The sequence below is a fragment of the Cellulophaga omnivescoria genome, assembly GCF_001999725.1.
Classification (GTDB): Bacteria; Bacteroidota; Bacteroidia; order Flavobacteriales; family Flavobacteriaceae; genus Cellulophaga; species Cellulophaga omnivescoria.
Window position 1 is genome coordinate 81334 of sequence record NZ_MDDP01000010.1, and the last position, 25125, is coordinate 106458.

Annotated in this window: 28 protein-coding genes; 12 read left to right on the forward strand and 16 right to left on the reverse strand. The window is 32.2% G+C overall.

The genetic code is table 11. From position 1 onward, the window contains the following. Positions 1–21: 21 nt before the first annotated feature. Together moaC and BFJ87_RS05415 are read right to left on the reverse strand one after the other, a co-directional pair. On the reverse strand, positions 22–450 hold the full coding sequence (gene moaC / locus BFJ87_RS05410; protein WP_077401065.1) for a cyclic pyranopterin monophosphate synthase MoaC: 429 nt from the start codon (positions 448–450) through the stop codon (positions 22–24). Between the two features lie 2 nt (positions 451–452). After that, entirely contained in the window at positions 453–896 is a 444-nt protein-coding gene (locus BFJ87_RS05415) for a molybdenum cofactor biosynthesis protein MoaE (protein WP_171974470.1), read from the reverse strand. 239 nt (positions 897–1135) lie between these two features. Between BFJ87_RS05415 and BFJ87_RS05420 the strand changes: the two genes are divergently transcribed. The 5 genes from BFJ87_RS05420 to BFJ87_RS17115 all read left to right on the forward strand — a co-directional run bounded on the left by BFJ87_RS05420 (position 1136) and on the right by BFJ87_RS17115 (position 6544). Then, positions 1136–3220 carry a M13 family metallopeptidase gene (locus BFJ87_RS05420; RefSeq protein ID WP_077401068.1) on the forward strand — a complete coding sequence of 695 codons (2085 nt, stop codon included), beginning with the start codon at positions 1136–1138 and terminating at the stop codon, positions 3218–3220. A 180-nt stretch (positions 3221–3400) separates the two neighbouring features. Beyond that, positions 3401–3760 carry a BlaI/MecI/CopY family transcriptional regulator gene (locus BFJ87_RS05425; RefSeq protein WP_077401071.1) on the forward strand — a complete coding sequence of 120 codons (360 nt, stop codon included), beginning with the start codon at positions 3401–3403 and terminating at the stop codon, positions 3758–3760. Beyond that, on the forward strand, positions 3760–5079 hold the full coding sequence (locus BFJ87_RS05430) for a M56 family metallopeptidase (RefSeq protein ID WP_077401074.1): 1320 nt from the start codon (positions 3760–3762) through the stop codon (positions 5077–5079). Before BFJ87_RS05425 ends, BFJ87_RS05430 begins: the two co-directional genes overlap by 1 nt. A 46-nt stretch (positions 5080–5125) precedes the next feature. Beyond that, entirely contained in the window at positions 5126–5710 is a 585-nt protein-coding gene (locus tag BFJ87_RS05435) for a TonB-dependent receptor plug domain-containing protein (protein ID WP_171974471.1), read from the forward strand. Positions 5711–5713: 3 nt separating this feature from the next. Next, the gene (locus BFJ87_RS17115) at positions 5714–6544 is read left to right on the forward strand and encodes a TlpA family protein disulfide reductase (RefSeq protein WP_077401079.1); all 831 of its coding nucleotides are present in this window, start codon (positions 5714–5716) and stop codon (positions 6542–6544) included. Positions 6545–6619: 75 nt separating this feature from the next. Here BFJ87_RS17115 and BFJ87_RS05445 read toward each other — a convergent pair whose 3' ends face one another. The 9 genes from BFJ87_RS05445 to BFJ87_RS05485 all read right to left on the reverse strand — a co-directional run bounded on the left by BFJ87_RS05445 (position 6620) and on the right by BFJ87_RS05485 (position 15322). Continuing rightward, on the reverse strand, positions 6620–7981 hold the full coding sequence (locus BFJ87_RS05445) for an NAD-dependent succinate-semialdehyde dehydrogenase (protein ID WP_077401082.1): 1362 nt from the start codon (positions 7979–7981) through the stop codon (positions 6620–6622). 100 nt (positions 7982–8081) lie between these two features. Then, positions 8082–9182: an AsmA family protein gene (locus BFJ87_RS05450; protein WP_077401085.1), complete on the reverse strand. Its 1101-nt coding sequence runs from the start codon at positions 9180–9182 to the stop codon at positions 8082–8084. 4 nt (positions 9183–9186) lie between these two features. Next, positions 9187–9588 (reverse strand): hypothetical protein, encoded by a 402-nt coding sequence (locus BFJ87_RS05455; protein ID WP_077401088.1) that lies wholly within the window; start codon positions 9586–9588, stop codon positions 9187–9189. 41 nt (positions 9589–9629) lie between these two features. Continuing rightward, a complete protein-coding gene (locus BFJ87_RS05460; protein ID WP_139344213.1) occupies positions 9630–11189 on the reverse strand; it encodes a DUF748 domain-containing protein in 1560 nt (519 codons plus the stop codon). A 161-nt stretch (positions 11190–11350) separates the two neighbouring features. Next, entirely contained in the window at positions 11351–11797 is a 447-nt protein-coding gene (locus BFJ87_RS05465; protein WP_077401093.1) for a hypothetical protein, read from the reverse strand. 53 nt (positions 11798–11850) lie between these two features. Further along, entirely contained in the window at positions 11851–13059 is a 1209-nt protein-coding gene (locus BFJ87_RS05470; protein ID WP_077401096.1) for an ABC transporter permease, read from the reverse strand. Continuing rightward, positions 13056–13682, reverse strand: a complete 627-nt coding sequence (locus BFJ87_RS05475) for an ABC transporter ATP-binding protein (protein ID WP_245799592.1) — start codon at positions 13680–13682, stop codon at positions 13056–13058. The genes BFJ87_RS05470 and BFJ87_RS05475 overlap by 4 nt, the downstream gene beginning before the upstream one ends. Positions 13683–13882: 200 nt before the next feature. Beyond that, positions 13883–14767, reverse strand: a complete 885-nt coding sequence (locus tag BFJ87_RS05480) for a mechanosensitive ion channel family protein (RefSeq protein ID WP_077401102.1) — start codon at positions 14765–14767, stop codon at positions 13883–13885. A gap of 45 nt (positions 14768–14812) precedes the next feature. Then, a complete protein-coding gene (locus BFJ87_RS05485) occupies positions 14813–15322 on the reverse strand; it encodes a Dps family protein (RefSeq protein WP_077401105.1) in 510 nt (169 codons plus the stop codon). Positions 15323–15627: 305 nt separating this feature from the next. Between BFJ87_RS05485 and BFJ87_RS05490 the strand changes: the two genes are divergently transcribed. The 3 genes from BFJ87_RS05490 (at position 15628) to BFJ87_RS05500 (ending at position 16598) form a co-directional block, all read left to right on the forward strand. Then, entirely contained in the window at positions 15628–15792 is a 165-nt protein-coding gene (locus BFJ87_RS05490) for a DUF1328 family protein (RefSeq protein ID WP_013621161.1), read from the forward strand. 55 nt (positions 15793–15847) lie between these two features. Beyond that, complete coding sequence (locus tag BFJ87_RS05495; RefSeq protein ID WP_077401108.1) at positions 15848–16033, forward strand: hypothetical protein; 186 nt, start codon at positions 15848–15850, stop codon at positions 16031–16033. A 94-nt stretch (positions 16034–16127) separates the two neighbouring features. Next, the gene (locus BFJ87_RS05500; RefSeq protein ID WP_077401111.1) at positions 16128–16598 is read left to right on the forward strand and encodes a hypothetical protein; all 471 of its coding nucleotides are present in this window, start codon (positions 16128–16130) and stop codon (positions 16596–16598) included. Positions 16599–16657: 59 nt separating this feature from the next. On the opposite strand, the gene BFJ87_RS05505 is transcribed toward BFJ87_RS05500, so the two are convergent. The 5 genes from BFJ87_RS05505 to BFJ87_RS05525 form a co-directional block, all read right to left on the reverse strand. Further along, positions 16658–18025, reverse strand: a complete 1368-nt coding sequence (locus tag BFJ87_RS05505; RefSeq protein WP_077401113.1) for an aldehyde dehydrogenase — start codon at positions 18023–18025, stop codon at positions 16658–16660. Between the two features lie 42 nt (positions 18026–18067). Beyond that, a complete protein-coding gene (locus BFJ87_RS05510) occupies positions 18068–19696 on the reverse strand; it encodes a S41 family peptidase (protein ID WP_077401115.1) in 1629 nt (542 codons plus the stop codon). An 8-nt stretch (positions 19697–19704) separates the two neighbouring features. Then, complete coding sequence (locus BFJ87_RS05515) at positions 19705–20127, reverse strand: deoxycytidylate deaminase (RefSeq protein WP_034646463.1); 423 nt, start codon at positions 20125–20127, stop codon at positions 19705–19707. A 79-nt stretch (positions 20128–20206) separates the two neighbouring features. Beyond that, positions 20207–20791 carry a HupE/UreJ family protein gene (locus BFJ87_RS05520; RefSeq protein ID WP_077401118.1) on the reverse strand — a complete coding sequence of 195 codons (585 nt, stop codon included), beginning with the start codon at positions 20789–20791 and terminating at the stop codon, positions 20207–20209. Between the two features lie 29 nt (positions 20792–20820). Then, complete coding sequence (locus BFJ87_RS05525; protein ID WP_077402216.1) at positions 20821–21564, reverse strand: TerB family tellurite resistance protein; 744 nt, start codon at positions 21562–21564, stop codon at positions 20821–20823. Positions 21565–21688: 124 nt separating this feature from the next. Here BFJ87_RS05525 and BFJ87_RS05530 point away from each other — a divergent pair, with 124 nt between their 5' ends. The 4 genes from BFJ87_RS05530 (at position 21689) to BFJ87_RS05545 (ending at position 25103) form a co-directional block, all read left to right on the forward strand. Then, on the forward strand, positions 21689–22099 hold the full coding sequence (locus BFJ87_RS05530) for a BrxA/BrxB family bacilliredoxin (protein ID WP_013621169.1): 411 nt from the start codon (positions 21689–21691) through the stop codon (positions 22097–22099). Between the two features lie 66 nt (positions 22100–22165). Continuing rightward, the gene (locus tag BFJ87_RS05535; protein WP_077401121.1) at positions 22166–22903 is read left to right on the forward strand and encodes a lysophospholipid acyltransferase family protein; all 738 of its coding nucleotides are present in this window, start codon (positions 22166–22168) and stop codon (positions 22901–22903) included. Beyond that, positions 22900–23571, forward strand: coding sequence for an HD domain-containing protein (locus BFJ87_RS05540; protein ID WP_077401124.1), 672 nt, complete (start codon positions 22900–22902; stop codon positions 23569–23571). Before BFJ87_RS05535 ends, BFJ87_RS05540 begins: the two co-directional genes overlap by 4 nt. Before the next feature lie 104 nt (positions 23572–23675). Further along, complete coding sequence (locus tag BFJ87_RS05545; protein WP_077401127.1) at positions 23676–25103, forward strand: Gfo/Idh/MocA family protein; 1428 nt, start codon at positions 23676–23678, stop codon at positions 25101–25103. Positions 25104–25125: the final 22 nt, after the last annotated feature.

A 25125-nucleotide genomic window follows, 5' to 3' on the forward strand; every position in this document is an offset into this window, starting at 1 on the left:
TAAATTGTAGTAGGTAATAATTTACGCGTTAGTAATATCAGATTTGCCCCCAGTTTTCTTTAAAAGCCTTATGTGGTGTATTTCTATACTCTTGTCTATAGGTTTTAGCATATCATACATATTTAATGCAACAATACTTGCCCCGTGCATAGCTTCTACTTCTACACCAGTTTTATAGTTTGTTTTTACAGTAATTATAATGGTAATTTCTAAACCATTAATTTGGTAGCTAATGTCTGTATATTCTATTGGTAAAGGGTGGCAATCTGGTAATAAATCTGGTGTTTTTTTAACACCAAGTAAACCCGCAGCTTTGCTCATCGCAAATACATCTCCTTTAGGAACAGTTTTGTTGTTAATAGCATCTATGGTAGCCTGTTTACTTACTTTAACAACAGCTTGTGCAATTGCAGTTCTTAACGTAATTGCTTTTTGTGTAATATCTACCATTGTTATTTATTTACTTTCCATTGATAAGAGCTGTCTTCAAAAATTTCTTTTCCAAAAACAGGTACTTGTGCTTTAATTTCTTCTACCACATAATTAAGTGCATCAAAAACAACTTGCCTGTGCGGAGCAGATACAAACACAAACAAACATATTTCGCCAATGTTTACAATACCTTTACTGTGGTAAATGTGCATACAAGTAATATCAAACTTAGAAAAAGTAGTTTCTTTTATTTCGTGAAATTTAAGATTAGCCATTTCTTCATAAGCAGTGTATTCTATTGCTTTTACAGTATTGTCATCAATCTTATCTTGCCTTACTTGGCCTAAAAATATATTATGTGCGCCAATTTGTGTTTTACTTTGGTGTTTGGCAATAGCTTCAGCTATAAAAGCACTAGATATTGCACCATCTTTAAACACATTTTTTATATTTTCATTCTTCATAAGCCTAATACCGTTTCTTCAGTAAACAGTAAAAATACTGTTTTTTAGGGATAATTAATACTTGTTTAGTGCTATGTATTGCTAAAAATATTTCCAATTTTTTTATTTAACCTTAATGTTTGGGTTGTAAAAATGTAATTAACATATCAAACACAACTTTATTTTATCTTTTTGCTATTTTTGTGTAGATGCAAACTTGGTTAGCATTTAAAGACTAATTAACTCTTAAAAACAAAAAAATGAAAATTACTAACAAATCACTACTAATGGTAGGTTTGGTTGGTGCTTTAGCGGTCACTTCTTGTAAAGATGGTAAAAAAGAAACTGCAGCAACAGAAACTGAAACTAAAGAAGTAGTAAAAATTCCTGGTATTGTACTAGAGAATATGGATACCAATGTGGATCCTAAACAAGATTTTTACAACTACGTTAATGGTAGTTGGATGAAAAATACAGAAATTCCGGATGACAGATCTAGTTGGGGTGGTTTTTCTGTACTACGCCAGTCTACAGATGCAGATGTTTTAGAAATAATTGCAGAAGCAAAAGAAAGTGGTAAGTACGGTGCAGACACAGACCAAGCAAAAGCATTAGCTATTTTTGAAACTAAATTAGATACGGTTGCTAGAAATAAGGCAGGATTAACTCCTATAGAACCAGCTCTAAAAGCTATTGAAGAAGTTAAAAACTTAGCAGATTTACAAACAGTTTTAGCCAAAAATCCAGCGGTTTCTTCTCCGTTTATTGGGTTTAGTGTACGTGCAGATTTAAACAACTCTGCAATGAATGCTGTTTATATGGGTGGTGCTGGCCTTGGTTTACCAGACCGAGACTATTATTTAGAACAAGATAGTAAGTCTAAAGAAATAAGAGAACAGTATAAAAAGTACGTTTCTAAAATGTTGCAAATGTTAGGAGATTCTAAAGAAGATGCAGACAAAGCGGCTGTAACTATTTTAGCTTTAGAAACTAAATTAGCAGAGCCACGTTTAGATAAAGTAGAAAGTCGTGATGCAAGAAACTTTAATAATCCTAGAACAGTAGCAGAGGCAGATGCGATGCTATCTTCTTTAGATGTTAAAAAAATGATTGCAGATTTGGGAATGACTAAAGAGTTTGATACAATTTTGGTAACACAACTAAAGTATACAGCTGCATTAGATAAATTATTAAAAAACACGCCTATTGAAGATTTAAAAACTCTTGTAAAATGGGATACTTTTAACGGTGCTGCTGGTAGGTTAACTACGGCTACAGAAACTGCTAGTTGGGAGTTTTACAGTAAGTATTTAAGAGGTGCTAAAAAACAACGTCCAGCAGACGAGCGTGCTTTAGCAACTGTAAACGGTACAGTGGGTGAGGCTTTAGGTAAATTATATGTAGATGCTAAATTTCCGCCAGAAGCTAAAGTCAAGGCAGAAAAAATGATTACTAATGTAATTACCGCTTATAAAAACCGAATTAAGAAATTGGATTGGATGAGCGAGGATACTAAGGTTAAAGCAATTGAAAAATTAGACAAGTTTACCGTAAAAATTGCATACCCAGATAAATGGGAAGATTATTCTGCTATGGAAGTAGCCGCAGATAAGTCTTATTTTGATAATATGACAGCTGTAGGTAAATGGGGTAGAGATAAGAATTTTGCAGAAATTGGTGAGCCAGTAGATAAGAGCGAGTGGGGAATGTCTCCGCAAACGGTTAATGCTTACTTTAATCCAATGAACAACGAGATTGTTTTTCCTGCTGCAATTTTACAACCTCCTTTTTACAACTATACTGCAGATGATGCTGTTAACTATGGTGGTATTGGTGCTGTAATTGGTCATGAAATATCTCATGCTTTTGATGATAGTGGAGCGCGTTTTGACGCAGAGGGTAATCTTAAAAACTGGTGGACAGATGAAGATTTAGCTGCTTTTACAGAAAGAGGCAATGCTTTAGCTGCACAGTATAGCAATTTAGAGGTATTAGACAGTGTTTATGTAAACGGTAAATTTACTTTGGGTGAAAATATTGGTGATTTAGGTGGTGTTTTAGGTGCTTATGATGGTTTACAATTGTTATTTGAAGAAACTGGAAGACCAGAAGATATTGATGGTTTTACAGCAGAACAACGTTTCTTTATGTCTTGGGCTACTGTTTGGAGAACTAAGTCTAGAGATGAGGCATTACGTAACCAAGTAAAAACAGATCCGCATTCTCCTGGTATGATTAGAGCGGTACAACCTTTATTAAATATTGATGCGTTTTATGAAGCTTTTGATATTAAAGAAGGTGATAAAATGTATGTAACTCCAGAAGAAAGAGTCCGTATTTGGTAGTTTTATACTAGCAATAGTATTAGTTTATAAAGTAAAGGCTACTCCTAATAAGAGTAGCCTTTATTCGTTTTTAAGTGTTTAAAACTGTTTTTTTAGTTTGTTAACTATAAAAATAGTTGCATAACTAAAATTTTAGGTTTAAGTTTGATGTGTGATAAAATTAGTTGTAATAGATACAATATGAAAAAGTTAACAAATAAAGAGGAAGAAGTACTTAAAATTTTGTGGAAGCTAGAAAAAGCTTTTGTTAAAGATGTCTTGGCAGAATTTAAGGAAGATAAACCACATTACAATACGCTATCTACTATAATTAGAAATTTGGAGGAAAAAGGATATGTTAGTCATACTGCATACGGCAATACTCATCAATATTACCCAATAGTAGAGAAAGAGGTGTACAGAAAAGGATTTATGAGTAGGGCAATTACAGACTTTTATAGCAACTCTTACAAAAATCTGGTATCCAACTTTGTTAATGAAGATAAAATTAGCGTAGATGAACTAAAAGAGATTATTAACCATATAGAAAACAATAAATAATGGAGTATTTAATTTTTATTGCTAAAAGTAGTTTGGTTATAGCCTTGTTTTCTATTTGTTTTCAGGTGTTTTTACGTAACGAAACATTTTTTAAAGCGAATAGATGGTTTTTGCTAGCGGGTATATTTGTAGCAATGGCATTTCCTTTTTTAATTATAACCAAGGTAGTTTTTGTAAATACTCCTGTTGTAGATTTTAATAAATTAACCAATATAGTTGTCAATCAGTCATCAGTAGAAAATATAAATTGGTGGTTGGTAATTTTAATTGCCTATGCTGCGGGTTGCTTATTTTTCTTAGGTAGATTTTTAATGCAACTAGCATCTTTATTTAGTTTAATTAATAAAGGAACAAGCACAAGAGTAGGTAAATATAAAATGGTTGAGGTTACTGCGGATACCAGCGCATTTTCATTTTTTAATTACATAGTTTACAATCCAAGTTTACACACGGCAAATGAGCTTAAAACAATTATTAAGCACGAAGAGTTACACGCTAAGCAAAAACACTCTCTAGATATGTTACTTACACATTTGTTATGTGTATTGCAATGGGCAAACCCGTTTGCATGGTGGTACAAAAAAATGGTTTCTGTAAACTTAGAGTACCTTGTAGATGATGCAATTGTATCTCATCAAAATAAAAAAGAATACCAGTATTTGTTATTGCAACAGTCTGTACATAGTATGGCATCTTTAACGGTTACCAATACATTTTTTAATTCATTAGTTAAAAAACGCATTGTAATGCTTAACAAAAGCAAGTCTAGAAAAGAAAGCATACTAAAAATGGGATTGGTAATACCAATGTTGTTTTGTGCCGTTGTTGTTTTTAATACAGAAACTATTGCACAATCTAAACCTGTTTCTAATGACTTAGTTAATGAGGTTCCTAAAATAACAGTTACAGAAAATAGTGAAACTGTAAGTGTAAAAGATTCTGTTAAAACTGTAGTAACCAAGCCTAAAAAACAAGCTAAAACTGTTATTGCGCAACCCAAAGAAAAGCAATCAAAAGAACAACAGGCTAAAGTGTCTAACACATTTAATTTTCAAATAGAAGATAATGTACAAACTTCTATTACTCCTGTTTCTATGACTACGCCAATACGTGAAGCCAAAACACCTGAAAATTCTTATTTAACAAGTAAAAAACCATTAATAATTGTAAATGGCGAGGTAATGCCAAGTTCTTTTGATATGAATCTGTTAATTCCTGAAAATATTGAGCATATAAATATCTTTAAGAATCAATCTGCTATAGATAGGTTTGGTAAAAAAGGAGAAAATGGTGTGGTAGAAATTACAACAAAAAAATAAAAATCAATCTTTAATCAATTAAAAACGAACAGTTATGTTACAACAAATGAAATCAGTAAAAATTGTGATGACTACATCTATTTTAACAGCAGTATTTTGCCTGTTAAGCTTAAGTATAAATGCGCAATCTAATAGCTTTACATTTTCTAAAAAAGAGGGTAATGAAAGTTTTAAACTTTTAAAAATAGACATAAACTCTAAAACAACAGAAAATGATTTAGCTAGCTATATTGCTGACGCAAAAAAAGAAAAAGTAGATTTGTCTTTTACTAGAATAAAGCGAGATGCTAAGGGTAATTTAACAAGTATATCTGCAGTTTATAAAACAAAAGATAATAAAACGGAAACATACACTGAGGTTGATAAAATTGCCATTGATCCTTTTTATTTTTATGTAACTACTTCAGAAAAATCAAAAGTCATAGAGAAAATTGGTTTTAGAATAAATAATAACGCAACAATGGATAACGTACTTTTTGTTGTAAACGGACAAGAAGTTCCTAAACCTTTTGATGTTGGTATGATTGATCCTGAAGATATAGAGGTAATAAATGTTTTGAAAAATGAAAGTGCAACAGCTAAATACGGTTCTAAGGGTAGAGATGGTGTTATTGAAATAACTTTAAAGTAAAAAATGAAGAAAATATGTAATATAGTACAGAAATACACTTGTGTTTCTGTACTTTTTTTATGTCTTGGAAGTACATTTAATACTATTGCACAAGATAAAAAAATAGCAAAGCCAAAGATGATTTTTATTGTCGAAGGCAAAGAAGTAACAGAAGAATATCTTATGGTTTTGCAAAAAGAAAATAAGATAAAAGCAATGCATAACGGTGTTTCTAAAAAAGAGAAAAAAGCCATTGTAAAACGTTTTAAAGAACGATTGGATAACAACTTTGTAATGAAAATAGAAACCTTTTCTGATGAAGAAATGTTAGCCAATAAAGAAAAACAGCTAGTTAATAATAAGTCTAAAAGTAAAGAAGTAAAAGTTGCAAAAAAAGAAGCGGTATCTGCTTCTAAAATTAAAGTTGGTGATACTATTGCTGCTTTTGCCCTAGAAGATATAAATGGAGATGTTTTAAAAAGTAAAGACTTAAAGGGCAAAGTAGTATTGTTAAATTTTTGGGCAACTTGGTGCGTACCTTGTTTACGAGAGTTTTATGAAATACCAGAAGTTATTTTGGAACCAAATACAGATAAAAACTTTGTTTTTATACCAGTATCTGTTGGAGAAAACCGCACTACTGTAGTTAAAAAAATGACAGAATTAAAAGATAGAGGAGTAGACTTTAATGTATATTTAGATCCTAAAAATGAGTTTTACAGTGCTTATAGAAAGCAAGGAATACCGCTAAACTATGTGTTAGATAAAAATGGAGTGGTTGTATATATTTCTATGGGATACAATGAAAAAAACCTTAATAAATTAGCTGCTAAAATTAAGCGATTAGTAAACTAATATTTTAATGTAAAAAAAGCTTCAAACTATTTGTAAACCCATTAGTTTGAAGCTTTTTTTGTCTTGTAAGTTATATTATTTAATGTAAACTGTCTTTTTGTTTACAAACTCTAACATACCTTCTTTAGACAATTCTCTGCCGTAACCAGAGGCTTTTGTGCCGCCAAAAGGTAATCTTGGATCAGATTTTATCATTTCGTTTACAAAAAAAGCACCATCTTCTATTTGGTCTATTGCTTGTCTGGCTGCGTCTATATCCTCTGTAAATAACATAGCTCCTAATCCAAATCTAGAGTTGCTTGCAAGCTCTAAACTGTGTTCTTTATTATTTGCCTTTATAATTGCAGCTACTGGTCCAAATGTTTCTTCCTTAAAAACAGGCATATCCTCTGTAACATTTGTGAGTATGGTTGGTACATAATTAGCGTCATTAAGCGTATTGCCTAAAATTACTTTTGCTCCTTTTTGTACCGACTCATCAACTTGTTTTTTTAATTCTTCAGCCAAATCTTTGCGCGCCATAGATGCCATAAAAGTTTCATCCTCTTCAGGGTTTCCAACTTTTAAAGATTCAACTTCTTTTTTAAATCTATCTAAAAACTCATCATATATTCCCTCTTCAACAATAAAACGCTTAGCAGCAATACAGCTTTGCCCTGTGTTTTGAAACCTAGCTTTTACCATAGTTGGTATGTACGTATCTAAATCTGCATTATCCCATACGATACACGCGTTGTTACCACCCAATTCTAGTACAGATTTTTTTAGGTTTTTACCAGCAATACTAGCTATAGATTTACCAGCTTTTTCGCTGCCAGTTACACTAACAGCTTGTATAAAACTGCTTTCTATAACAGTTTCTGTTGCTTTATGGTCTGCTATAATTGTTTGAAAACAACCCTGTGGATACCCAGCATCTGTAAATAAATCTTGTATGGCCAATGCACAACCAGTTACATTTGCAGCGTGTTTTAAAACGCCCACATTACCAGCTGTTAGTGTTGGTACGGCAAACCTAAATACTTGCCAAAAAGGGTAGTTCCAAGGCATTACAGCTAACACGCCGCCAATAGGATCATAACTAATAAAACTTTCTTGAGCTTCTGTATCTATAATGGCATCACTTAAAAAGTTATCTGCGTTTTTAGCATAAAAATCGCATAACCAAACGCATTTATCTATTTCTGCTCTACTCTGTGCTATGGGTTTTCCCATTTCTGCAGTCATTAAAGCAGATAAATCTTCGCGTTTTTTCTCTAACTGTTTAGCTAATTTTTTTAATAGAGAAGTACGTTCTTTAATACTTGTTTTTTTCCAATCTTTAAAAGTTTTTTCTCCTGTAGATAAAATAGAATCAATTTCATCTTTAGTATGTAAACTATATGTTTTTATATCTTTTCCGGTAAACGGATTTATTGTTGTTATAGTGTTGCTCATTGTTGTGATAATTAAAAAATTAATAAGTCTTGTTCAACAAAATTAAGTAAGATAAAAGTGCTTTTTTAACGCAAAACATTAAATTATTGCTAGTATAAAGTTACTTCTTTTTCTTTTTTTCTTTGTTTTTATCTGCACCCTTTTCAGCATCTTTAAATGCAACATTATTATCTACTTTACCTTTAAAAGCAGATATCCAAGCATTTTTAAAAATATTGGTTACCGTAGGAAAAATTTTTGTTTTTACGTTGTTCAAGTCACCCTCAATGGGTATCTTGGTAGCTAATGTATTCTGTTTTTGGTTTTTTAAAATAAACTTAAAAAAGCCCACAAAGCCTTCCCATAGGGTTTCAAAAAATCCATCTTCCTTACTAATAAGTTTAGCATCTTTTAAAATGGGCTTAAAATACCCAGTTAAAAAACCATCGGCAATGGCAATTTCACTATAAACATTAAAATTACCTTCTTTAAAATCTATACCGCTGTAGTGATTTGTAAAATCGTTTAAAGCGGTTGCATCTGCATTTTGTAGTGATAAGGACATATCCATATCAGGAATTTGTTTTACCAAATCCATTTTGCCATCTAATTTTAATTTTCCGTTACCAATAGATATTGCCGAAGCTGTAATAGTAGAGGGTAGGTTACGTTGTTTTTGTACAACGTTCCTAAGGTTGTTTGCTTGTAAATTTATGTCTCTTAAATGTAAATCTATACTAGGGCTGGTATTAATTTCTACAAAAGCAGCTTTTCCGTTGGTAATAGTTAAGTGGTTAATGTCTATAGGTACAATGTCTGTTAAAGCCTTAGACCAATCTTCTATATCTGTACTATCTGTAGTTTTATGGTCTTCAAAAACATAAATTATACTAGGCTTAGTTAAGTACAACTCACTAACAATTTTACCATTTAATAGTGCTTTCCATTGTATAGATATATCAGTTTTATCTACAGCAATAAAAGGCACCTGAGACTTAGCTTCTTTTTTATTTAAATACAACCCATTAATTACGTAAGCACCTCTAATTAATGATATGTCTATATCTTTAACTTGGCCATAATAGCCAGGTATTTCTGCCAAAACATTGTTTACATAATTTTTTACAAGCGTAGGTAAAAGTAGGCGTGCCACTATAACAATAGTTACTATTGTTAGTGGAACTATGTACCTTTTCTTTTTATATGTTTTACGCTTTTTCATTATATTACTGGTTGCTATTGTTTGATTTAATTTTGATGTGCTTTTCTACGTCTGACGGTGTTTTAATTACATAAAATTTATCTGCATTAATTAAAATAGCGTAGGCTAGTGTTTCTGGGCTATTTTGAAGCACTTTAATACAATCATCAGTAGTAATATCTACTTTTTCTTCACCGTAAACTTCTACAAAATTTGGATGTTCTTGGTCTATTAAATCACAAATGTTAATTTTTAGTTTGTCTGCTATTTCTGCCCATTGTGTACCTGTAACTTTAGTTTTAGAATTGTCTATAGTAAGTACCTCTTTCTCTGCAGATTTTACATAGCCAATTGTTTGTTTGCCTATTCTATTTTCTGAGTTATAAATTAGTGTTATTTTATTATTATCTGTTGCAATTACTCCCATTTTGTTTATTTTTTAATGTTATACTTTGTTTTATGTGGTGTTTATTCTTCTTTTACTCCTTTACCAGTTAAAGCATCTAGTAGTCCGTTTTCTACATTTATCCATAAATAGTTAAAAAACGATTTTGAAGGGTTGCGTTCAACCTCTATTTCTCCGTACCTAAAATTACTAGGGTTTTGCTTGGAGTCTTTTTTAATTAATAGGTTACCCAATTTGGTTAACAGCTTATTTACTCCTAATCTGTCCTTTTTTAAAACTTTGAATTTAAAGTTGTTATACTTAATTTTTAAATCTCCTGCAGATTTTTGTTTTGTTCCGCTAACCGTAAAATACATTTGTTGCATATCTCCTTCTGCTGTTGCTCTTAAATTGGTGTTTAAAAACGGATTTATACTTGGTATATCTAAATTTTTAAAGTTTCCCCAGGCCTTAAAAAAATCTGTTTTTATTAAGGTATTAAAGCTCCAGTTTAATTCTAAAGGTGTTTTGCCCATAAGTAAAGAGTTTGTGTGTACAACAGTAGATTTGTCTTCGTAATTTTGCAAATTAGCTATTGTTGCGTTTAAGTCTTTAAAGGTTAGTTTTTCTGGTTTTATGTGTTGCTCTATTTTTTCTTGATATGTAATTTTGCCTTTATTAATAGCTATGTTTTTTATATTCAAATAAAAGGGCATACCTCTAAGCATTTTGCTATACATTGGCTTGTAGCTAAAATCATCTGCAATTAATTTATCTCTATATACCTCTAGGTTTGGTTTATGAATAGTGATGTTTTCTACGGCAAACGTAAACTGTTTATTTTTAAACGCATAGTTGTAATTTTTTATGTTTACATTAGGTATGTTAAGATGTAAATAGTCGCGTTCTGTGCGTATTTTTTTTGATAATTCTTCTTTAGAATATTTGGTTTTAAGTTGAAGATTTTTAATGTTTAAAGTATAGTTATTAACATCTAATTTATTAATCTTAAGGGTTTCAAAATCCCCTAAATTAGCTTTTAACTGCTGGGCAGAAACTGTGCTATTTTTGTACGTAATAGGTAGTGAATTTGTGCTGCTCTTAGTTTTTATAATAACATCTTTTAAATTAACAAAAATATGCTCTGCACTAGCAACGGTATCTTTTTTATTAGTAATAAAAGCTATTTCTCCGTTTGTTGTCTTAAATTCTGATATACTAATTGGCTTGGCAAATACTCCTTTTTTTGGAGTGGTATTGCGCGCTGTAATAGTATCTAAAAAGGTGTTTTGCGTTAATTGTGGACTATTAATAGTAAGCTTATCTGCACTAAATTGGTTATGTAGTAGCAAGTTGGTATAACCAATGTCTTTTAAGGCAATTTGTTTAGCCTTTGCAAATGTTTTAGTTTTATTACTGCCTTTAACAAGCTGTATAAATACAATGTCATGTAGGGTAATATTACCCAATAATATATTAATGTTAATACCGCTGTAGCTTACTTTTAAATGTTTAGGTAAGTTGTATTGTAAATGTTGATTTATTTTATGTTTGGCATACAAATAAGTACCCAAAAGAGTAAGTAAACACAGGGCAATAGCAGCTATGCTAATTTTTATGATGGTACTCTGTTTTGTTGTCATAGTTTGTGGTGAAATTGGCGTAAATAATACCACTACTAAATTCAGAATAATTTAAAAAAGAGAGTAACGCAAGCAATTAAATCTTTAACTGATTTAGAAAAAGAGTATAAAAAAAGCTCTTTAATAAAATAAAGAGCTAGTGTATGTTTATGTTGTAATTTTTACATTTTTATAGTAAAACCGTTTGCGTGTTCTATTGTGTAGTATGTATGGTCCGGATCATCTCTGTTTAACTTTAAAGTTCCTTTTACAGAAATTAAATCGTCCATAAAAAAATTAGGTCTTTGGTCAAAATACAACTCTATAATAGTTTCTGGTCCGCCATTACCACAAAAAAAGCAAGATGCCATGGGGTTATTAGACAGCATAAAAGAATCTTTTTGTCCTTCTAAAATTAAAAAATAACCGGTAATAGAAATTTCTTGTCCTTCTAAGGCTAGCATTTTTTTGCTGTAAGTTGGCTTTAAAAATTCACCTAATTCTGCACCACCTTCTGGTGTTGTGTAGCTAACACCTTGTATCATATCTTCCCAGTCTAATAAGGCTTGTGCAGAAGTTACTTGAGTAGCGACTATAAAAAGTAATAAAATGCTTAACTTTTTTATCATAGTTGTAATTTTTTATCAAAGATAGTAATCCAATAATTGTTCCAAATGCACTTTTATTTTTCTGAGGATAAAATTTTAGAAACGTTTAGCTTAAAAATAGATAGTGAAGCTAGTACAGATGCTATTATTGTAATACTTAATGTGGCTAGCAATAGTAATGCTTCTGCCGTTGTTGGTGTGGCTAGGCTAAACGTATATCCGTAACTGTTTTGTGCGTAGTTAGCTATTGTCCATAAACCAATCCTACCAATTATCCATCCTAAAACATAACCAATTAACCCTAAAAATAAGCCTTCTAAAAGAACCAGCCATAATAATTGCGCACTTGTAGCACCGTAAGTACGCAGCACAGCAAGTTCTTGTCTACGCTCTCTAATAGCTTTTAGTAGACTAATAAAAATACTAAGGCCAGATACTAATAAAATAGCAATTGCAATAAGCTGTATTGTTTGCACTCCAACTCCTAATAATTTTACCAAACGGTTAATTTCTAAAGATGGTAAAGCAGCTTGCATATTGGTTTTGTCATTAATGTACCTTGGTAACTGCATCATTGCCATTGGGTTGCTAAATTGTATTAACAGAGATGTTACCTCTAAATCTTCTTCATAATGGTGGTGTTCATCATCACTATGCTTATCAGCGTGGCTATGTACATCCCAAATACTTTCTAAATTTGTAATTATTAAATTGTCTACCACACTGCCAGTTGATTTTAAAATGCCAACCACAGTAAACGGATGTCCGTGGTGTTCTTCTAAATTTTGGTCTGCTAAACCGTGTGAACTTAAAAAAGTATCACCTAATTTTAATTGTAATTTTTTTGCTGTTGAATTGCCTAAAACTACTTGCTGTGATTTAGTAAACAACTCACCCGTTGCTAACTCAGCATTATATAATTTTAGGTAACTAGTTTCTGTTCCTAAAATACGTACGCCTTTATAATTGTCTCCATAAGAAACAGGAATAGCTGTTTTTACAAGTCTACTTTTTCTTAGTTTTTCGGCATCTTTTAATTTAATATTTCCTGTAGGAGCATCAATATGTAATACTGATGAAAGCACTAGCTGTAATGGACTTCCTTTTGCACCCACAACTAGGTCTACCGGTTTTATATTTTTATCTAAATTGCCTTTTACTTGTGCACTTAATTGCAACATAAAGGTAACCAAGGCTATACTTAATACTAAAAGCAGTAAGCTTAGTAAAGCATTAAGTGGCTTAGAAATTAAATTTTTAAAACTGAGCTTTACAAGATTCATAAATACAAATGGTTTTTGAACATTGTTTTTACTCTTTGGTCATGGGTAATTATTAGCAAATTTGCATTGCTATTACTAGCTTCTTCCTTTAGTAAAGTAACCACCTTTTCACAGTTTTCATCATCTAAACTAGCAGTAGGTTCATCTGCAAAAATTATGTTTGGCTTATTTACTAATGCAAGAGCAATAGACAAGCGTTGGCGTTGGCCTTCACTTAATGCAGTAACTTTTTTGTGTAATAAATTGCTTATTCCTAGTCTTTCTGCTAATTCTTTTACTCTAGTGGTATCTTTCTTTTTGTCCGGAAAATAAAGACGTAATTTTAGGTTTTCACTAACAGAAAGTGCATTTATAAAATAGTCGTTCTGAAAAATAATGCCCATTTCTCTACCTCTAAAAGCATCTAGTTTTTTTCTTGATAACTTTTGGAGTTCTGTGCTGCCAATAGTAATACTACCAGAACTTGAAGGTAGTAAACCCGCTAATAAATGCAAAAGGGTAGTTTTACCAACACCAGATGAACCCAATATAAGCAGGTGTTCTCCTTGCGGCAATGAAATATCTGGAAAACTAAAGCTGTTTTCTGATGAATATGAAAATTGAAGTTTACTTGTCTTTATCATAAGTATAAATACAAATATAGCAAGTACACAGATACTCTTTTTGTATTTATGAATTTATTATGAAATCTGTACTAATTATTAAAAAAGAAAAAGACCTCTTATTTAAAAGAAGCCTTTTTCATCACCACAAACCAAACAAATAAACGTTGAATAATAAGCTACTCAACAACAATAAGCTTGTTTGTATTTTGTGTTTTATTTTATGAACCTTTTTCAGGTGAATTTATATTTAGTTTATTATTAAATTCTAATGTTCTAATAGGGAATGGTATGTTAATGTCATTGGCGTCAAACTTAGATTTTATGGCTTTTATAGCTACACTTTTGGCATCTAGTTTATTTTTAGCATTCTGTGCATCTACCCAAAATCTACAAATAAAATTAATAGAGCTATCTCCAAATTCTGTAAAGTAAAATTCTATTTCAGAGTCGTCGTCATCCTTATATAAACCAGCAACAGCTTCTTTAGTTAACTTTTGTACTTGTTCTAAATTAGACTCGTAGCCAACACCGCAAGAAACTACAATTCTCATACGTGTGGTAAGTGAATAGTTTTTAAACGGATTTTCTATTATGGTTTTATTAGGTATAACTACCAAATTGTTATCAAACTCTTTAAGTACTAAACTGTTTAAGTTAATATCCATTACCTCACCAGAATAACCATTTGTTTCTATCCAGTTTCCTATTTCTATCTTTTTTCTAAACGATAAAACCACACCAGATAAGAGGTTAGATAAAGTTCCTTGTAAGGCTAAACCAATAACTAAACCAGAAATACCGGCACCAGCAAGTAGTGTATTTAATGTTTTGCTTAGGTCCATTGCGCCTAGAGCTAAAAATAAACCAAGCAATACTACTGCAGTTGCGCTAATACGCCCAATAAGGTTAGATATGCTGTCTTGTGGTATACGTTTAGAAGCTAGTTTAACTACCCATTTGTTTACAAAACGTGCAGCATAATAGGAAATTACCATTACAATAATGGCTACTATTATGTTAGGCAAATTTTCTATTAATGTAGTTACCCAACCTTCAATTTTATCATATATATCTATAAAAGAAGCTTGTATTTTGTCGTTCATGTGGTGTAATTTATAAGGTTAATAGTTGTGGTTAAACAATTTGCCTTATGAGGTAAGCTCTTTGGCTCTAATTTTTAATTGGTCTTCTGTGTTTTTGCGCCAAGCGTCTAACATCCAACTAGATTTCTCTAAATCTGCAATGTAAGAACCCATCATATCAATAGTACCTTCATCTCCGGCTTCTTCTGCAGCTTCAATAGTAATTTTCATCTGCTTTAATATTTTTTGATGATCGCTTAAAATTTCGGCAACCATTTCTTTATCAGTAATTAAAGGAGTAACTTCTTTTACAGAAGAGATTTTTAAATACTTGCTAAAGTTGCTTACTGGGTGGTACCTTAATGTTAAAACTCTTTCTGCTATTTCATCAATTTTTACTCTGGCATCTGTGTATAATTCTTCAAATTTTTCATGTAAATCAAAAAAGTTTTGACCTAAAACATTCCAATGAAAACTTCTTAATTTTTGGTAGTACACACTATAGTCTGCTAATAACATATTTAATTCGCCTACTACAGGCACTAATTTGTTGTCGCTAATGTTTAAATAATTCATAAGGTTTGTGGGGTTTAGTTTAACTGTTAAAAAATAGAATATCTACTCTTTATGTTTAATTGTTCTACACAAAACTACCTATAACAACCAAGTTAGCTTTGCTCTTTTAAATAGATTATTAACTCATATGCTAATAATAAAATAGTATACCTATTATATATATAATTGCATTTATTTGCTTGTTTTTAAATGAGTTAAGAATTGCATTGATTGTGTTAACAAGATCTCTAAACAAGCTTCATCTTTGTAGTGTAGAATTTAAGTATTCGCAAAAAAATAGTATTAACCTTTAAATTAAAAATATTATGTTAAGATGGACAATTACCTTTGTGGTTCTAGCTTTAATAGCTGGAGTTTTAGGATTTGGAGGTATTGCAGCAGGTGCTGCCAGTATCGCTAAAATTTTATTCTTTTTATTTCTGATACTTTTTGTAGTGTCATTAATTACTGGAAGAAAAAGAAACGTTTAGCACACCTAAACTCACACAAATAAACGAGAATATTAATTTTTAAAAAGCAACAACAATGAAAAAGATAGCATATTTTGCAGTATTTGCATTTGCACTAGGTACAATATTAACTAGTTGTAGAGACACTAAAACTACAGGAGAAAAAATTGAAGATGGCGTAGAAGAAGTTGGAGACGGAATTGAAGAAGGAGTAGAGGAAGTTGGAGACGAGATAGATGATGCTGTAGACGACAACGAATAACTAAAATTAACATAATTTTAGTACAAAAAGACAACGTTAGCGTTGTCTTTTTTTGGTGGTAACACCGTATATTTAATAATTAAAACATAAAACAATGAAAAAGATATTAAGTTTATTTTCAATTTTAGCTCTTACTGTATGTAGTTTACAAGCGCAATCTATTGCAGACAACGCTATAGGATTACGTATTGGTGATAATGATGGTTTTGGTGGAGAAATATCATACCAACGTCATTTAGGAGAAAATAACAGATTAGAATTTGATTTAGGATGGAGAGATTCTAATGATGTAGATGCTTTTAAACTAGTAGGTTTGTACCAATGGGTAATGCCTTTAGATGGTAATTTTAACTGGTTTGTTGGTGCTGGTGCAGGTATAGGATCTTTTGATGCAGGTGACAATGATGGTACTTTTGCCTTAGTTGCTGGAGATATAGGTATAGAGTATAATTTTGATTTTCCTTTAATTTTATCTCTAGATATGAGACCAGAATTAGGATTTAATGATGACTATTCTGATGATTTAGATTTAGATATAGCGTTAGGTATTAGATACCAGTTCTAAACATAAACTAATTATTTTAAATAAAAAAGGAGGCAATTAAATATTGCCTCCTTTTTTATTTAAAATAAATGCTTTACTCTTTCTACTAATTTTAGCGGTAAATTATACGGCGGATACCTCAAAGGAGCCTCTAACCAATTGGCTCTTTTTATAATTGCTTTTTGGTGCGTAAAAGTATCAAAAGAAGTTTTACCATGATAGGCGCCAATACCACTAGAACCTACGCCACCAAACGGTAGTTTTTTATTGGTTATATGTATAACAGTGTCGTTAATTGCACCGCCTCCAAAACTGTATTTGTTTATTATTTTTTGCTGAAATTTTCTATTAGTAGAGAATACATATGTTGCCAATGGCTTGCCATATCGCATTATGTACCTTTCTATATCTTTTTCTGTAGTATATGCAATAATTGGTAAAATAGGACCAAAAATTTCTTCTTGCATTAATTTACTATCTTCACTAGGCTCATTAACAAGCGTAGGAGCAATGTAATTATCGTTGGCATTTGTTTGTCCGCCAAAAATAATTTCTTGTCCTTCTAACAATTCAGTAAGATTATTAAAATGATTTTTACTAACCGTTCGGGCATAGTCTTTAGATTCTTCTATGTTTTTTCCGTAAGAGTCTAAAATGCTTTGCTGCAAAGCAGCTACTAACTTATCTTTTACATCTTTATGCACTAAAATGTAGTCTGTAGCAATACAGGTTTGTCCGGCATTTAAAAATTTACCCCAAACAATACGTTTAGCGGCTAGTTTTATGTTTGCGGTAGTATCTACAATAGCAGGGTTTTTTCCGCCCAGTTCTAAAGTAATTGGAGTTAAATGTTTTGCGGCATTTTGGTAAAATATTTTTCCGACTTTAGTACTTCCTGTAAAAAAAATATAATCCCATTTTTGGTCTAACAAATTTTTGGAAACCTCTACGCCTCCTTCTACAACGGCAACATATTCGTCTTTAAAAACAGCATCAATTATTTCTGCTATTATTTTTGATGTATTGGGTGTTATTTCTGATGGTTTTATTACCGCAGTGTTACCAGCTGCTATAGCGCCAATTAATGGTGCAATTGCTAGTTGAAAAGGATAGTTCCAAGGAGCAACAATAAGTACAGTGCCGTAAGGCTCTTTATACAACCAGTCTGATGATGGAAAATTTAATAATGCACCAGATACTTTTTTTGGTCTAGCCCATTTTTTAATATTTTTAATGGTATAGTTAAGCTCTGCTAAAACAAATTGCGTTTCTGCTGCCATAGACTCAAACTTAGGCTTTTTAAAGTCGGCATAAATAGCATTACAAATATCTGCTTCTTTTTTAGTAATTTCTTGCTTAAGTTTTTTTAAAGCGTTTATACGGTAGGTAATGTCTTTAGTTTGTTGCAACTTAAAGAACTTTTGCTGCTTTTGTAGTATCTCCATCATAGTATGCAATATACCAAAAAAGAGCTTTGTGTGGGCTAAATACTAGTTGTCTATTTCTTCTTGATTTGGTAAATCTTTATCTTCAAAACTCTCATTAGCTAGCTCCAGTACTTTTTGTAGCATTGGGTCAGATTTACTTTTTATTTTAGCATACGCATTTGCATCAAAAAGCTGGTCTGCCAAAGCGGCTTTTAAATATCTTTTTAAGCTAACCTCGTACTTATAAAAATCTAAAGAAATATTATTTTTTTTGGCATAGGTAATAAACTCTACAAACAGGTTTTCATCAACCTTAAAATCTCTAATAAATTCATCACGGGTAAACATATCATATTTAGACCTGTCTTTGTCTAAGTGCTCAAAAGTAAAGTAGGATAAAAAGCCATAACTATCTAGATCTATTATAGCTTCTTGTTCATTGTTTCCAATTGGTACAAATTCATCTGGAATAATACCTCCACCACCATATACGGTTTTACCTTTAGGTGTAGTATATTTTAATGAGTCTGCCACTTTAATACTGTCTGCTTCACGCATTTCTCCGTTTGCATAACGTTTCATTAACTCTTGGTAATAATCAGCATTACCTTTTTTATAATCGCGTTGTATAGATCTTCCAGTGGGAGTATAGTATCTAGATATGGTTAAACGCACAGCAGAACCATCTCCCAAATCCATTTCTCTTTGCACCAAACCTTTACCAAAAGAGCGTCTGCCAACTATGGTTCCTATATCGTTATCTTGTAATGCGCCGGCAACAATTTCGCTTGCAGATGCAGAGCGCTCATTTATTAAAACAAAAACGGGTTTGTCTTCAAAACTACCTTTTTCCGTGGCGTATGCATTTTCTATTTTTCCTTTTTTGTTTTTGGTAAATAAAATAAGCTTTCCGTCTTTTAAAAACTCATCTGCCATTTGCTCTGCAATACCCAAGTAACCACCAGGATTGTCTCTTAAATCTAAGGTAAGTTTTGTGGCGCCTTGTTTTTGTAAAGCTTTTAGGGCAGATTTAAATTCTTTGTAGGTAGACTCGGCAAACCTGTTTACTTTAATGTAACCAATATCTTTGGTAAGCATGTAATAGCTGTCTACACTTTTTAATGGTATTGTATTTCTTTTTACAGTTACAGTAAATGTGCGGTCTTCTTTTTTGCGGTAAACTTCTAAATCTATTGTAGAGCCCCTTTTACCTTTTAACTGTTCTACAACACTACCACTAGGTAAATTTTTGCCAAACAATTCTTTGCCATCTGCTTTTAAAATACGGTCTCCGCCTTTTATTCCTTTGTTGTAACTTGGACCATTTTCTACGGTTTTTATTACGGAAATAGTGTCTTGGTACATATAAAAATTAATACCTATACCAACAAAGTCACCTTTCATACTTTCAGACACTTCTGCCATTTCTTTTTTAGGAATATAAACAGAGTGTGGGTCTAATTTGCCTAAAATATTATTTACGGTAACATCTACAATACTATCTGTATTTACGTCGTCTACATACTCATAATCTATGTAGTCTATAAGCCTGTTGAGTTTGTCTTTTTTAGAGTTTGTTGTAAAAAGACGCTCTGGCGAGTCGTTAAAATTTAACTTGCCACCAAGTAAAATGCCTAGTGCTAAAGCAGCTGCAATTAAAACAGGCCATATGTAATACATTTTATTTTTCATTGCAACTTTTACAAGGGTAAATGAGTTAATTTTATACCCGCTTTTTCTAAAAATTTTAAACCAGAATCATCTTTATATGCATTTTGGTATACCACACGTACTATGCCAGACTGGTGAATTAGTTTGCTACACTCTTTACAAGGAGATAGCGTAATATATAAAGTTGCTCCTGTACATGATTGGGTAGAGGATGCTACTTTAGATATTGCATTTGCTTCTGCATGTAACACATACCATTTGGTATAGCCTTCTTCATCTTCGCAAATGTTTTCAAAACCAGTTGGAGTACCATTGTATCCGTCAGAAATTATCATTCTATCTTTAACAATAATAGCACCTACTTGCTTGCGTTTACAGTAGGATAGTTTGCCCCACTCTTGAGCCATACGCAAGTATGCTTCATCGTATTTTCTTTGTTTACTGTCTTTCATTTTTGTTGTAATGGCCACAAGATACAGGCTTTAGCTAACGCACACAATCAATAAAGGATAATTTTAACACTAAAACCTTTTAGTAAGGAAACGTATCTATTAACATTGGTATTGTAATAGCCAGTACAATTACTGATGCAACTATGGCATACAACCATTGCTTAATTTGAAATAAACTAACCACTATATAAGTTAATAATAAAGCTAAAATTAGTATTAATATTTGAGACATTTCTATACCAGTAGCGAAACCAAGTAAAGGTGTAAACTTATTGTCTTCTTCTGCCATTAGCATTTTAAAATAATTAGAAAATCCAAAACCGTGAACTAATCCAAAAAATGCCGTAGCTATAACGTGTAATTTTACAGATGCTAAGGTTTGCTTGTTTTTTGCAGCGTAGATATTAAATAATGCAGTAATAAATATAGTTACAGGAATTAAGAACTCTATTAAACTTACATCTGGTGTTACATAACCATAGCTAGATAAACCCAAAGAAAAACAATGTGTAACAGTAAACACAGTAGCTAAAAGCAATACATTTTTCCAGTCTTTAAATGTAAAAGGAATAGCTAAGGCAGTTAAAAACAAAATATGATCATATGCGCTAAGATCCAATACGTGCTCTAGTCCTAAACCAATGTAAAATAAAAACTGTTCCATAATTTATGTGTAAATAATAATTAAAATTGCTAGTTAATGCCTCGTTCTTTCTGTATTGTCTCATAGGCTTTTTGTACCTCTTTAAACTTTTCTTCTGCTCCTTTTTTTATGGCCTCATTTTGAGTAACAACCTTATCTGGGTGGTATTTTTTAGCCATGGCTCTGTATGCTTTTTTTACCTCGTCATCTGTAGCACTTTTATCAATCTCTAGTATTTTGTAAGCCGTATCTGCAGACGCCACAAACATTGCCTTAACACTTTCGTAATCTCTTTTACCAAGTTTAAAGTACGCAGCAATATCTCTAATAACTTCTACCTCTGCAGCGGTTACAGAACCATCTGCCTGCGCAATGCCAAATAAAAAATGTACTAACTGCAACCTAACTTCATAACGTACACGTTGGTTTAAATAATAGCAAATACGTTTTGCAGAAATTTCGTGTTTTTTGTTAACCTCATTAAAGGTTCTAAAAATAGCATTGGCTTTTTCTTTTCCGTAAGTCTGTACAAAATATTGGCGTACGTAATCTAACTCGGTTTTACTTACTTTACCATCTGCTTTAATAACTATAGAGCATAGCGATATTAATTGCATTTCAAAATCTGCAGGAGACACACTTTGGCGTGTTATATCATTAAAAACAGAACTACCACTTTTATTAGCCTTGCTACCTACAAGATTGTCTAAAAGGCTACCAATAAAAAAACCAGCAATACCACCAGGAATTTTATAAAATACACTGCCTAGTATTGCAAATAACCATTTTAACATACTTTTTTCTAAAAATTTTTTCAAAGATAAACGTTAAGATTAAATGAAAAGTTAAGGTTTGTAGAAAAATGCGACAAATTGGTTACTTTTGTAGAACGCTTATTAACATAAAAAATTAAAATATATGTACCCAGCAGAATTAGTAAAACCAATGAGAGAGGATTTAACCTCTGTAGGTTTTGAAGAATTATTCACAGCAGAAGCTGTAGAAAAAGCAATAAATGCAGAAGGTACTACTTTGGTAGTGGTTAACTCTGTTTGTGGTTGTGCTGCTGCTAATGCAAGACCAGGCGCAAAAATGAGCTTATTAAATGATAAAAAACCAAGTAATACGGTTACCGTTTTTGCAGGTGTAGACACAGAAGCAGTTAACGCAGCAAGAGGACTAATGGTTCCTTTTCCTCCATCATCGCCAAGTATGGCTTTGTTTAAAAACGGAGAATTAGTTCATATGATAGAACGTCACCACATTGAAGGTAGACCTGCTGAAATGATTGCTGAAAACTTAAAAGAAGCATACAACGAATTCTGTTAATTAATAGAATTTAAATTATCTTAAAAAACCGCTCTGTACAAAGAGCGGTTTTTTTATTTTTGTAGCATGCAAAAACTTTTATCATATCCGTTAACGGCATTGTATTTTTTATTTTTTGGACTATCATTAGTTGTTTTTCATCCTATACAATGGGTCTGTTACAATGTATTTGGCTATACGGCACACAAAAAAAGTGTTAGTATTTTAAACTGGTTTTTAATGCGTAGCACGCACTTTTTAGGTACGCATTATTCTTTTAGAAAAAAGTCTAAAATACCTACTAATAGACCAATTATTTTTGTAGCAAACCACCAAAGTATGAACGATATTCCTCCACTTATTTGGTTCTTTAGAAAAAATCATCCAAAGTTTGTGAGCAAAAAAGAGTTGGGTAAAGGTATACCAAGTGTATCTTATAATTTAAGGCACGGAGGTTCTGTTTTAATAGACCGTAAAGATGCCAGGCAAGCACTTACAGAAATTGCAAAACTTGGTAAATACATAGAAAAACACAATCGTAGTGCTGTAATTTTCCCAGAAGGAACAAGAAGTAGAACAGGCCACCCTAAACGTTTTCAGCCAATGGGACTTAAAATACTTATGAAAAATGCACCATCAGCCTTAATAGTGCCTATAAGTATTAATAACTCTTGGAAACTTTTAAAATACGGTAAATATCCATATGGTTTAGGCAGCCATTTTACAATAGACGTGCACACACCTGTAGAAATAAAAGGTAATGCAGATGATATAATTGCAGAAGTAGAACAAACAGTAACCGCAGGTGTAACCTCTTTTAAATGATAAATTCTGATATAATTGCACAAACTAAAGCCTTTGTAAAAAAAACTTTAGAAGGAGCAGAAGGTGGCCATGATTGGTTTCATATAGAGCGTGTGTATAATAACACAATGCTTTTAGCTAAAAATGAAGTTGTAGACCAATTAGTAGTTGCACTTGGTGCTTTATTACATGATATAGCCGATGCTAAATTTTATAATGGCGATGAAACTGTTGGGCCTAAAATGGCAACAAATTTTTTAAGATCTATACAGGTTGATGACAAAATTATAGATCACGTTGTAAAAATTATAGAAAACATTTCTTTTAAAAGCAGTTTAAAGGTTGATGATGAAAACACAGTAAAACCTTTTACATCTTTAGAGCTACAAGTGGTGCAAGATGCAGATAGGTTAGATGCTATAGGTGCTATTGGTATTGCACGTGCTTTTAATTATGGCGGATTTAAAAACAGGGAAATGTACAACCCCAATGTTGCTCCTAATTTAAATATGACTAAAGAGGAATATAAAAAATCTACAGCGCCAACAATTAATCATTTCTATGAAAAATTACTGCTTTTAAAAGATAAAATGAATACCAAAAGCGGAACAAAGCTTGCAGAGCAAAGACATATGTATATGGTTGCCTTTTTAGACCAGTTTTATAACGAATGGAACGGTAAAGAATAATAGTATTTAATTTAAGGTTGTAATTACTCTTTTAACATTTTTTGAAAAAGTGTTGCTGCCATTTTTTATGTATCTTCAGCCAATAAACTACAAGCAACCTTATTATGGAAAGAAGAAAATTTATAAAAAATGTAGCTACGTCTTCTGCTGCTTTTTCTATTGTTCCAAGTTTTGTACTTGGTAAAAACCACGTGCCACCTAGTGATACACTTTACATAGGAGCATTTGGAGTAGGAGGTAGAGGAGCTTCTGTTATTAAAGAACTTACAGATACTGGTAAAGTAAAATTTGTTACCCTTTGTGATGTAGACCAAAGAGGTGTTGCTGATAGTTATAAATTACACCCAAAAGCAAAAAGATATAAAGATTTTAGGGATGTGTATGATAAGCATTTAAATGAAATGGATGCTATTATGGTGGCAACACCAGACCATACACACGCAACTATTGCATTGCCTTTTATGCGTGCAAAAAAACACGCGTATGTAGAAAAACCTTTGGCGCACAATATACAAGAGGTAAGGTTAATGACCAAAGTGGCTAAAGAAAACGGAATTATTACCCAAATGGGGAACCAAGGAGCATCTAGTCCTGGTAGTAGAACAGCTAAAGAGTGGATAGATGCAGGAGTAATTGGAGATGTTACTAAAGTAGATTGTTGGACTAACAGACCTGTTTGGCCACAAGGTGTAAAAACACCAGTAGGCGGACACCCAATTCCTAAAGAGCTAGATTGGGATTTGTGGTTAGGACCAGCAGCAATGAGAGATTATAACCCTGCTTATTTGCCATTTAAATGGCGAGGTTGGTGGGATTTTGGAACGGGTGCTTTAGGCGATATGGGTTGCCATATTATGGAAACTCCGTATAGTGTTTTAGGTTTAGGATCACCAACAGAAGCCGAGGCTAGTTGTACAACTACTTGGGTTGGAGATTTTGTAGAGGCAGATTACTCTAGCTCTTGTCCGCCTTCGTCTGTAGTGCGTTTAAAAGTAGATGCGCACAATCAAGGAAGTATAGATTTAAATTGGTATGATGGCGGAATTATGCCAGATATACCAAGTGAATTAGCTGATGGTGAAAAATTAGGAAACGGAGATGGTGGCGTAGTTTTTCACGGTACAAAAGGGATTATTTTAACAGATGTGTATTCTGCTAACCCTAGATTGTTGCCAGCAGATGTTAATAGTATGTTTAATAAGCCAAAAGAAACATTACCAAGAATAAAGGGTGGTGCTGAAGGGCACCAGAATAACTGGGTAGAGGGTTGCTTAAATGGTACAATAGCATCATCAGATTTTGTAACTAAAGCCGGACCATTAACTGAAGGTGTTCTTATGGGTAATTTAGCTATTAAAGCATACCAGTACAAAACATTAAAAGCGGGTAAAAAAGTAGGAGATTGGGATCCTTATAACTACCCTGGTAGACGTACCATAAAATGGGACGCCGCAAATATGAAAGTTACAAATTTTGATATGGCTAACGAGTGGGTTTCTCGTGACTACAGAAAAGGATGGGAACTAAAGTAAAAGTATTTTAAAGTACAAAAGG

Bases quoted from the DNA above. Each gene is read 5' to 3' on its own strand.
- moaC (WP_077401065.1), bottom strand. From the start codon at position 450: ATGGTAGATATTACACAAAAAGCAATTACGTTAAGAACTGCAATTGCA.
- BFJ87_RS05415 (WP_171974470.1), bottom strand. From the start codon at position 896: ATGAAGAATGAAAATATAAAAAATGTGTTTAAAGATGGTGCAATATCT.
- BFJ87_RS05420 (WP_077401068.1), top strand. From the start codon at position 1,136: ATGAAAATTACTAACAAATCACTACTAATGGTAGGTTTGGTTGGTGCT.
- BFJ87_RS05425 (WP_077401071.1), top strand. From the start codon at position 3,401: ATGAAAAAGTTAACAAATAAAGAGGAAGAAGTACTTAAAATTTTGTGG.
- BFJ87_RS05430 (WP_077401074.1), top strand. From the start codon at position 3,760: ATGGAGTATTTAATTTTTATTGCTAAAAGTAGTTTGGTTATAGCCTTG.
- BFJ87_RS05435 (WP_171974471.1), top strand. From the start codon at position 5,126: ATGAAATCAGTAAAAATTGTGATGACTACATCTATTTTAACAGCAGTA.
- BFJ87_RS17115 (WP_077401079.1), top strand. From the start codon at position 5,714: ATGAAGAAAATATGTAATATAGTACAGAAATACACTTGTGTTTCTGTA.
- BFJ87_RS05445 (WP_077401082.1), bottom strand. From the start codon at position 7,981: ATGAGCAACACTATAACAACAATAAATCCGTTTACCGGAAAAGATATA.
- BFJ87_RS05450 (WP_077401085.1), bottom strand. From the start codon at position 9,182: ATGAAAAAGCGTAAAACATATAAAAAGAAAAGGTACATAGTTCCACTA.
- BFJ87_RS05455 (WP_077401088.1), bottom strand. From the start codon at position 9,588: ATGGGAGTAATTGCAACAGATAATAATAAAATAACACTAATTTATAAC.
- BFJ87_RS05460 (WP_139344213.1), bottom strand. From the start codon at position 11,189: ATGACAACAAAACAGAGTACCATCATAAAAATTAGCATAGCTGCTATT.
- BFJ87_RS05465 (WP_077401093.1), bottom strand. From the start codon at position 11,797: ATGATAAAAAAGTTAAGCATTTTATTACTTTTTATAGTCGCTACTCAA.
- BFJ87_RS05470 (WP_077401096.1), bottom strand. From the start codon at position 13,059: ATGAATCTTGTAAAGCTCAGTTTTAAAAATTTAATTTCTAAGCCACTT.
- BFJ87_RS05475 (WP_245799592.1), bottom strand. From the start codon at position 13,682: ATGATAAAGACAAGTAAACTTCAATTTTCATATTCATCAGAAAACAGC.
- BFJ87_RS05480 (WP_077401102.1), bottom strand. From the start codon at position 14,767: ATGAACGACAAAATACAAGCTTCTTTTATAGATATATATGATAAAATT.
- BFJ87_RS05485 (WP_077401105.1), bottom strand. From the start codon at position 15,322: ATGAATTATTTAAACATTAGCGACAACAAATTAGTGCCTGTAGTAGGC.
- BFJ87_RS05490 (WP_013621161.1), top strand. From the start codon at position 15,628: ATGTTAAGATGGACAATTACCTTTGTGGTTCTAGCTTTAATAGCTGGA.
- BFJ87_RS05495 (WP_077401108.1), top strand. From the start codon at position 15,848: ATGAAAAAGATAGCATATTTTGCAGTATTTGCATTTGCACTAGGTACA.
- BFJ87_RS05500 (WP_077401111.1), top strand. From the start codon at position 16,128: ATGAAAAAGATATTAAGTTTATTTTCAATTTTAGCTCTTACTGTATGT.
- BFJ87_RS05505 (WP_077401113.1), bottom strand. From the start codon at position 18,025: ATGATGGAGATACTACAAAAGCAGCAAAAGTTCTTTAAGTTGCAACAA.
- BFJ87_RS05510 (WP_077401115.1), bottom strand. From the start codon at position 19,696: ATGAAAAATAAAATGTATTACATATGGCCTGTTTTAATTGCAGCTGCT.
- BFJ87_RS05515 (WP_034646463.1), bottom strand. From the start codon at position 20,127: ATGAAAGACAGTAAACAAAGAAAATACGATGAAGCATACTTGCGTATG.
- BFJ87_RS05520 (WP_077401118.1), bottom strand. From the start codon at position 20,791: ATGGAACAGTTTTTATTTTACATTGGTTTAGGACTAGAGCACGTATTG.
- BFJ87_RS05525 (WP_077402216.1), bottom strand. From the start codon at position 21,564: ATGTTAAAATGGTTATTTGCAATACTAGGCAGTGTATTTTATAAAATT.
- BFJ87_RS05530 (WP_013621169.1), top strand. From the start codon at position 21,689: ATGTACCCAGCAGAATTAGTAAAACCAATGAGAGAGGATTTAACCTCT.
- BFJ87_RS05535 (WP_077401121.1), top strand. From the start codon at position 22,166: ATGCAAAAACTTTTATCATATCCGTTAACGGCATTGTATTTTTTATTT.
- BFJ87_RS05540 (WP_077401124.1), top strand. From the start codon at position 22,900: ATGATAAATTCTGATATAATTGCACAAACTAAAGCCTTTGTAAAAAAA.
- BFJ87_RS05545 (WP_077401127.1), top strand. From the start codon at position 23,676: ATGGAAAGAAGAAAATTTATAAAAAATGTAGCTACGTCTTCTGCTGCT.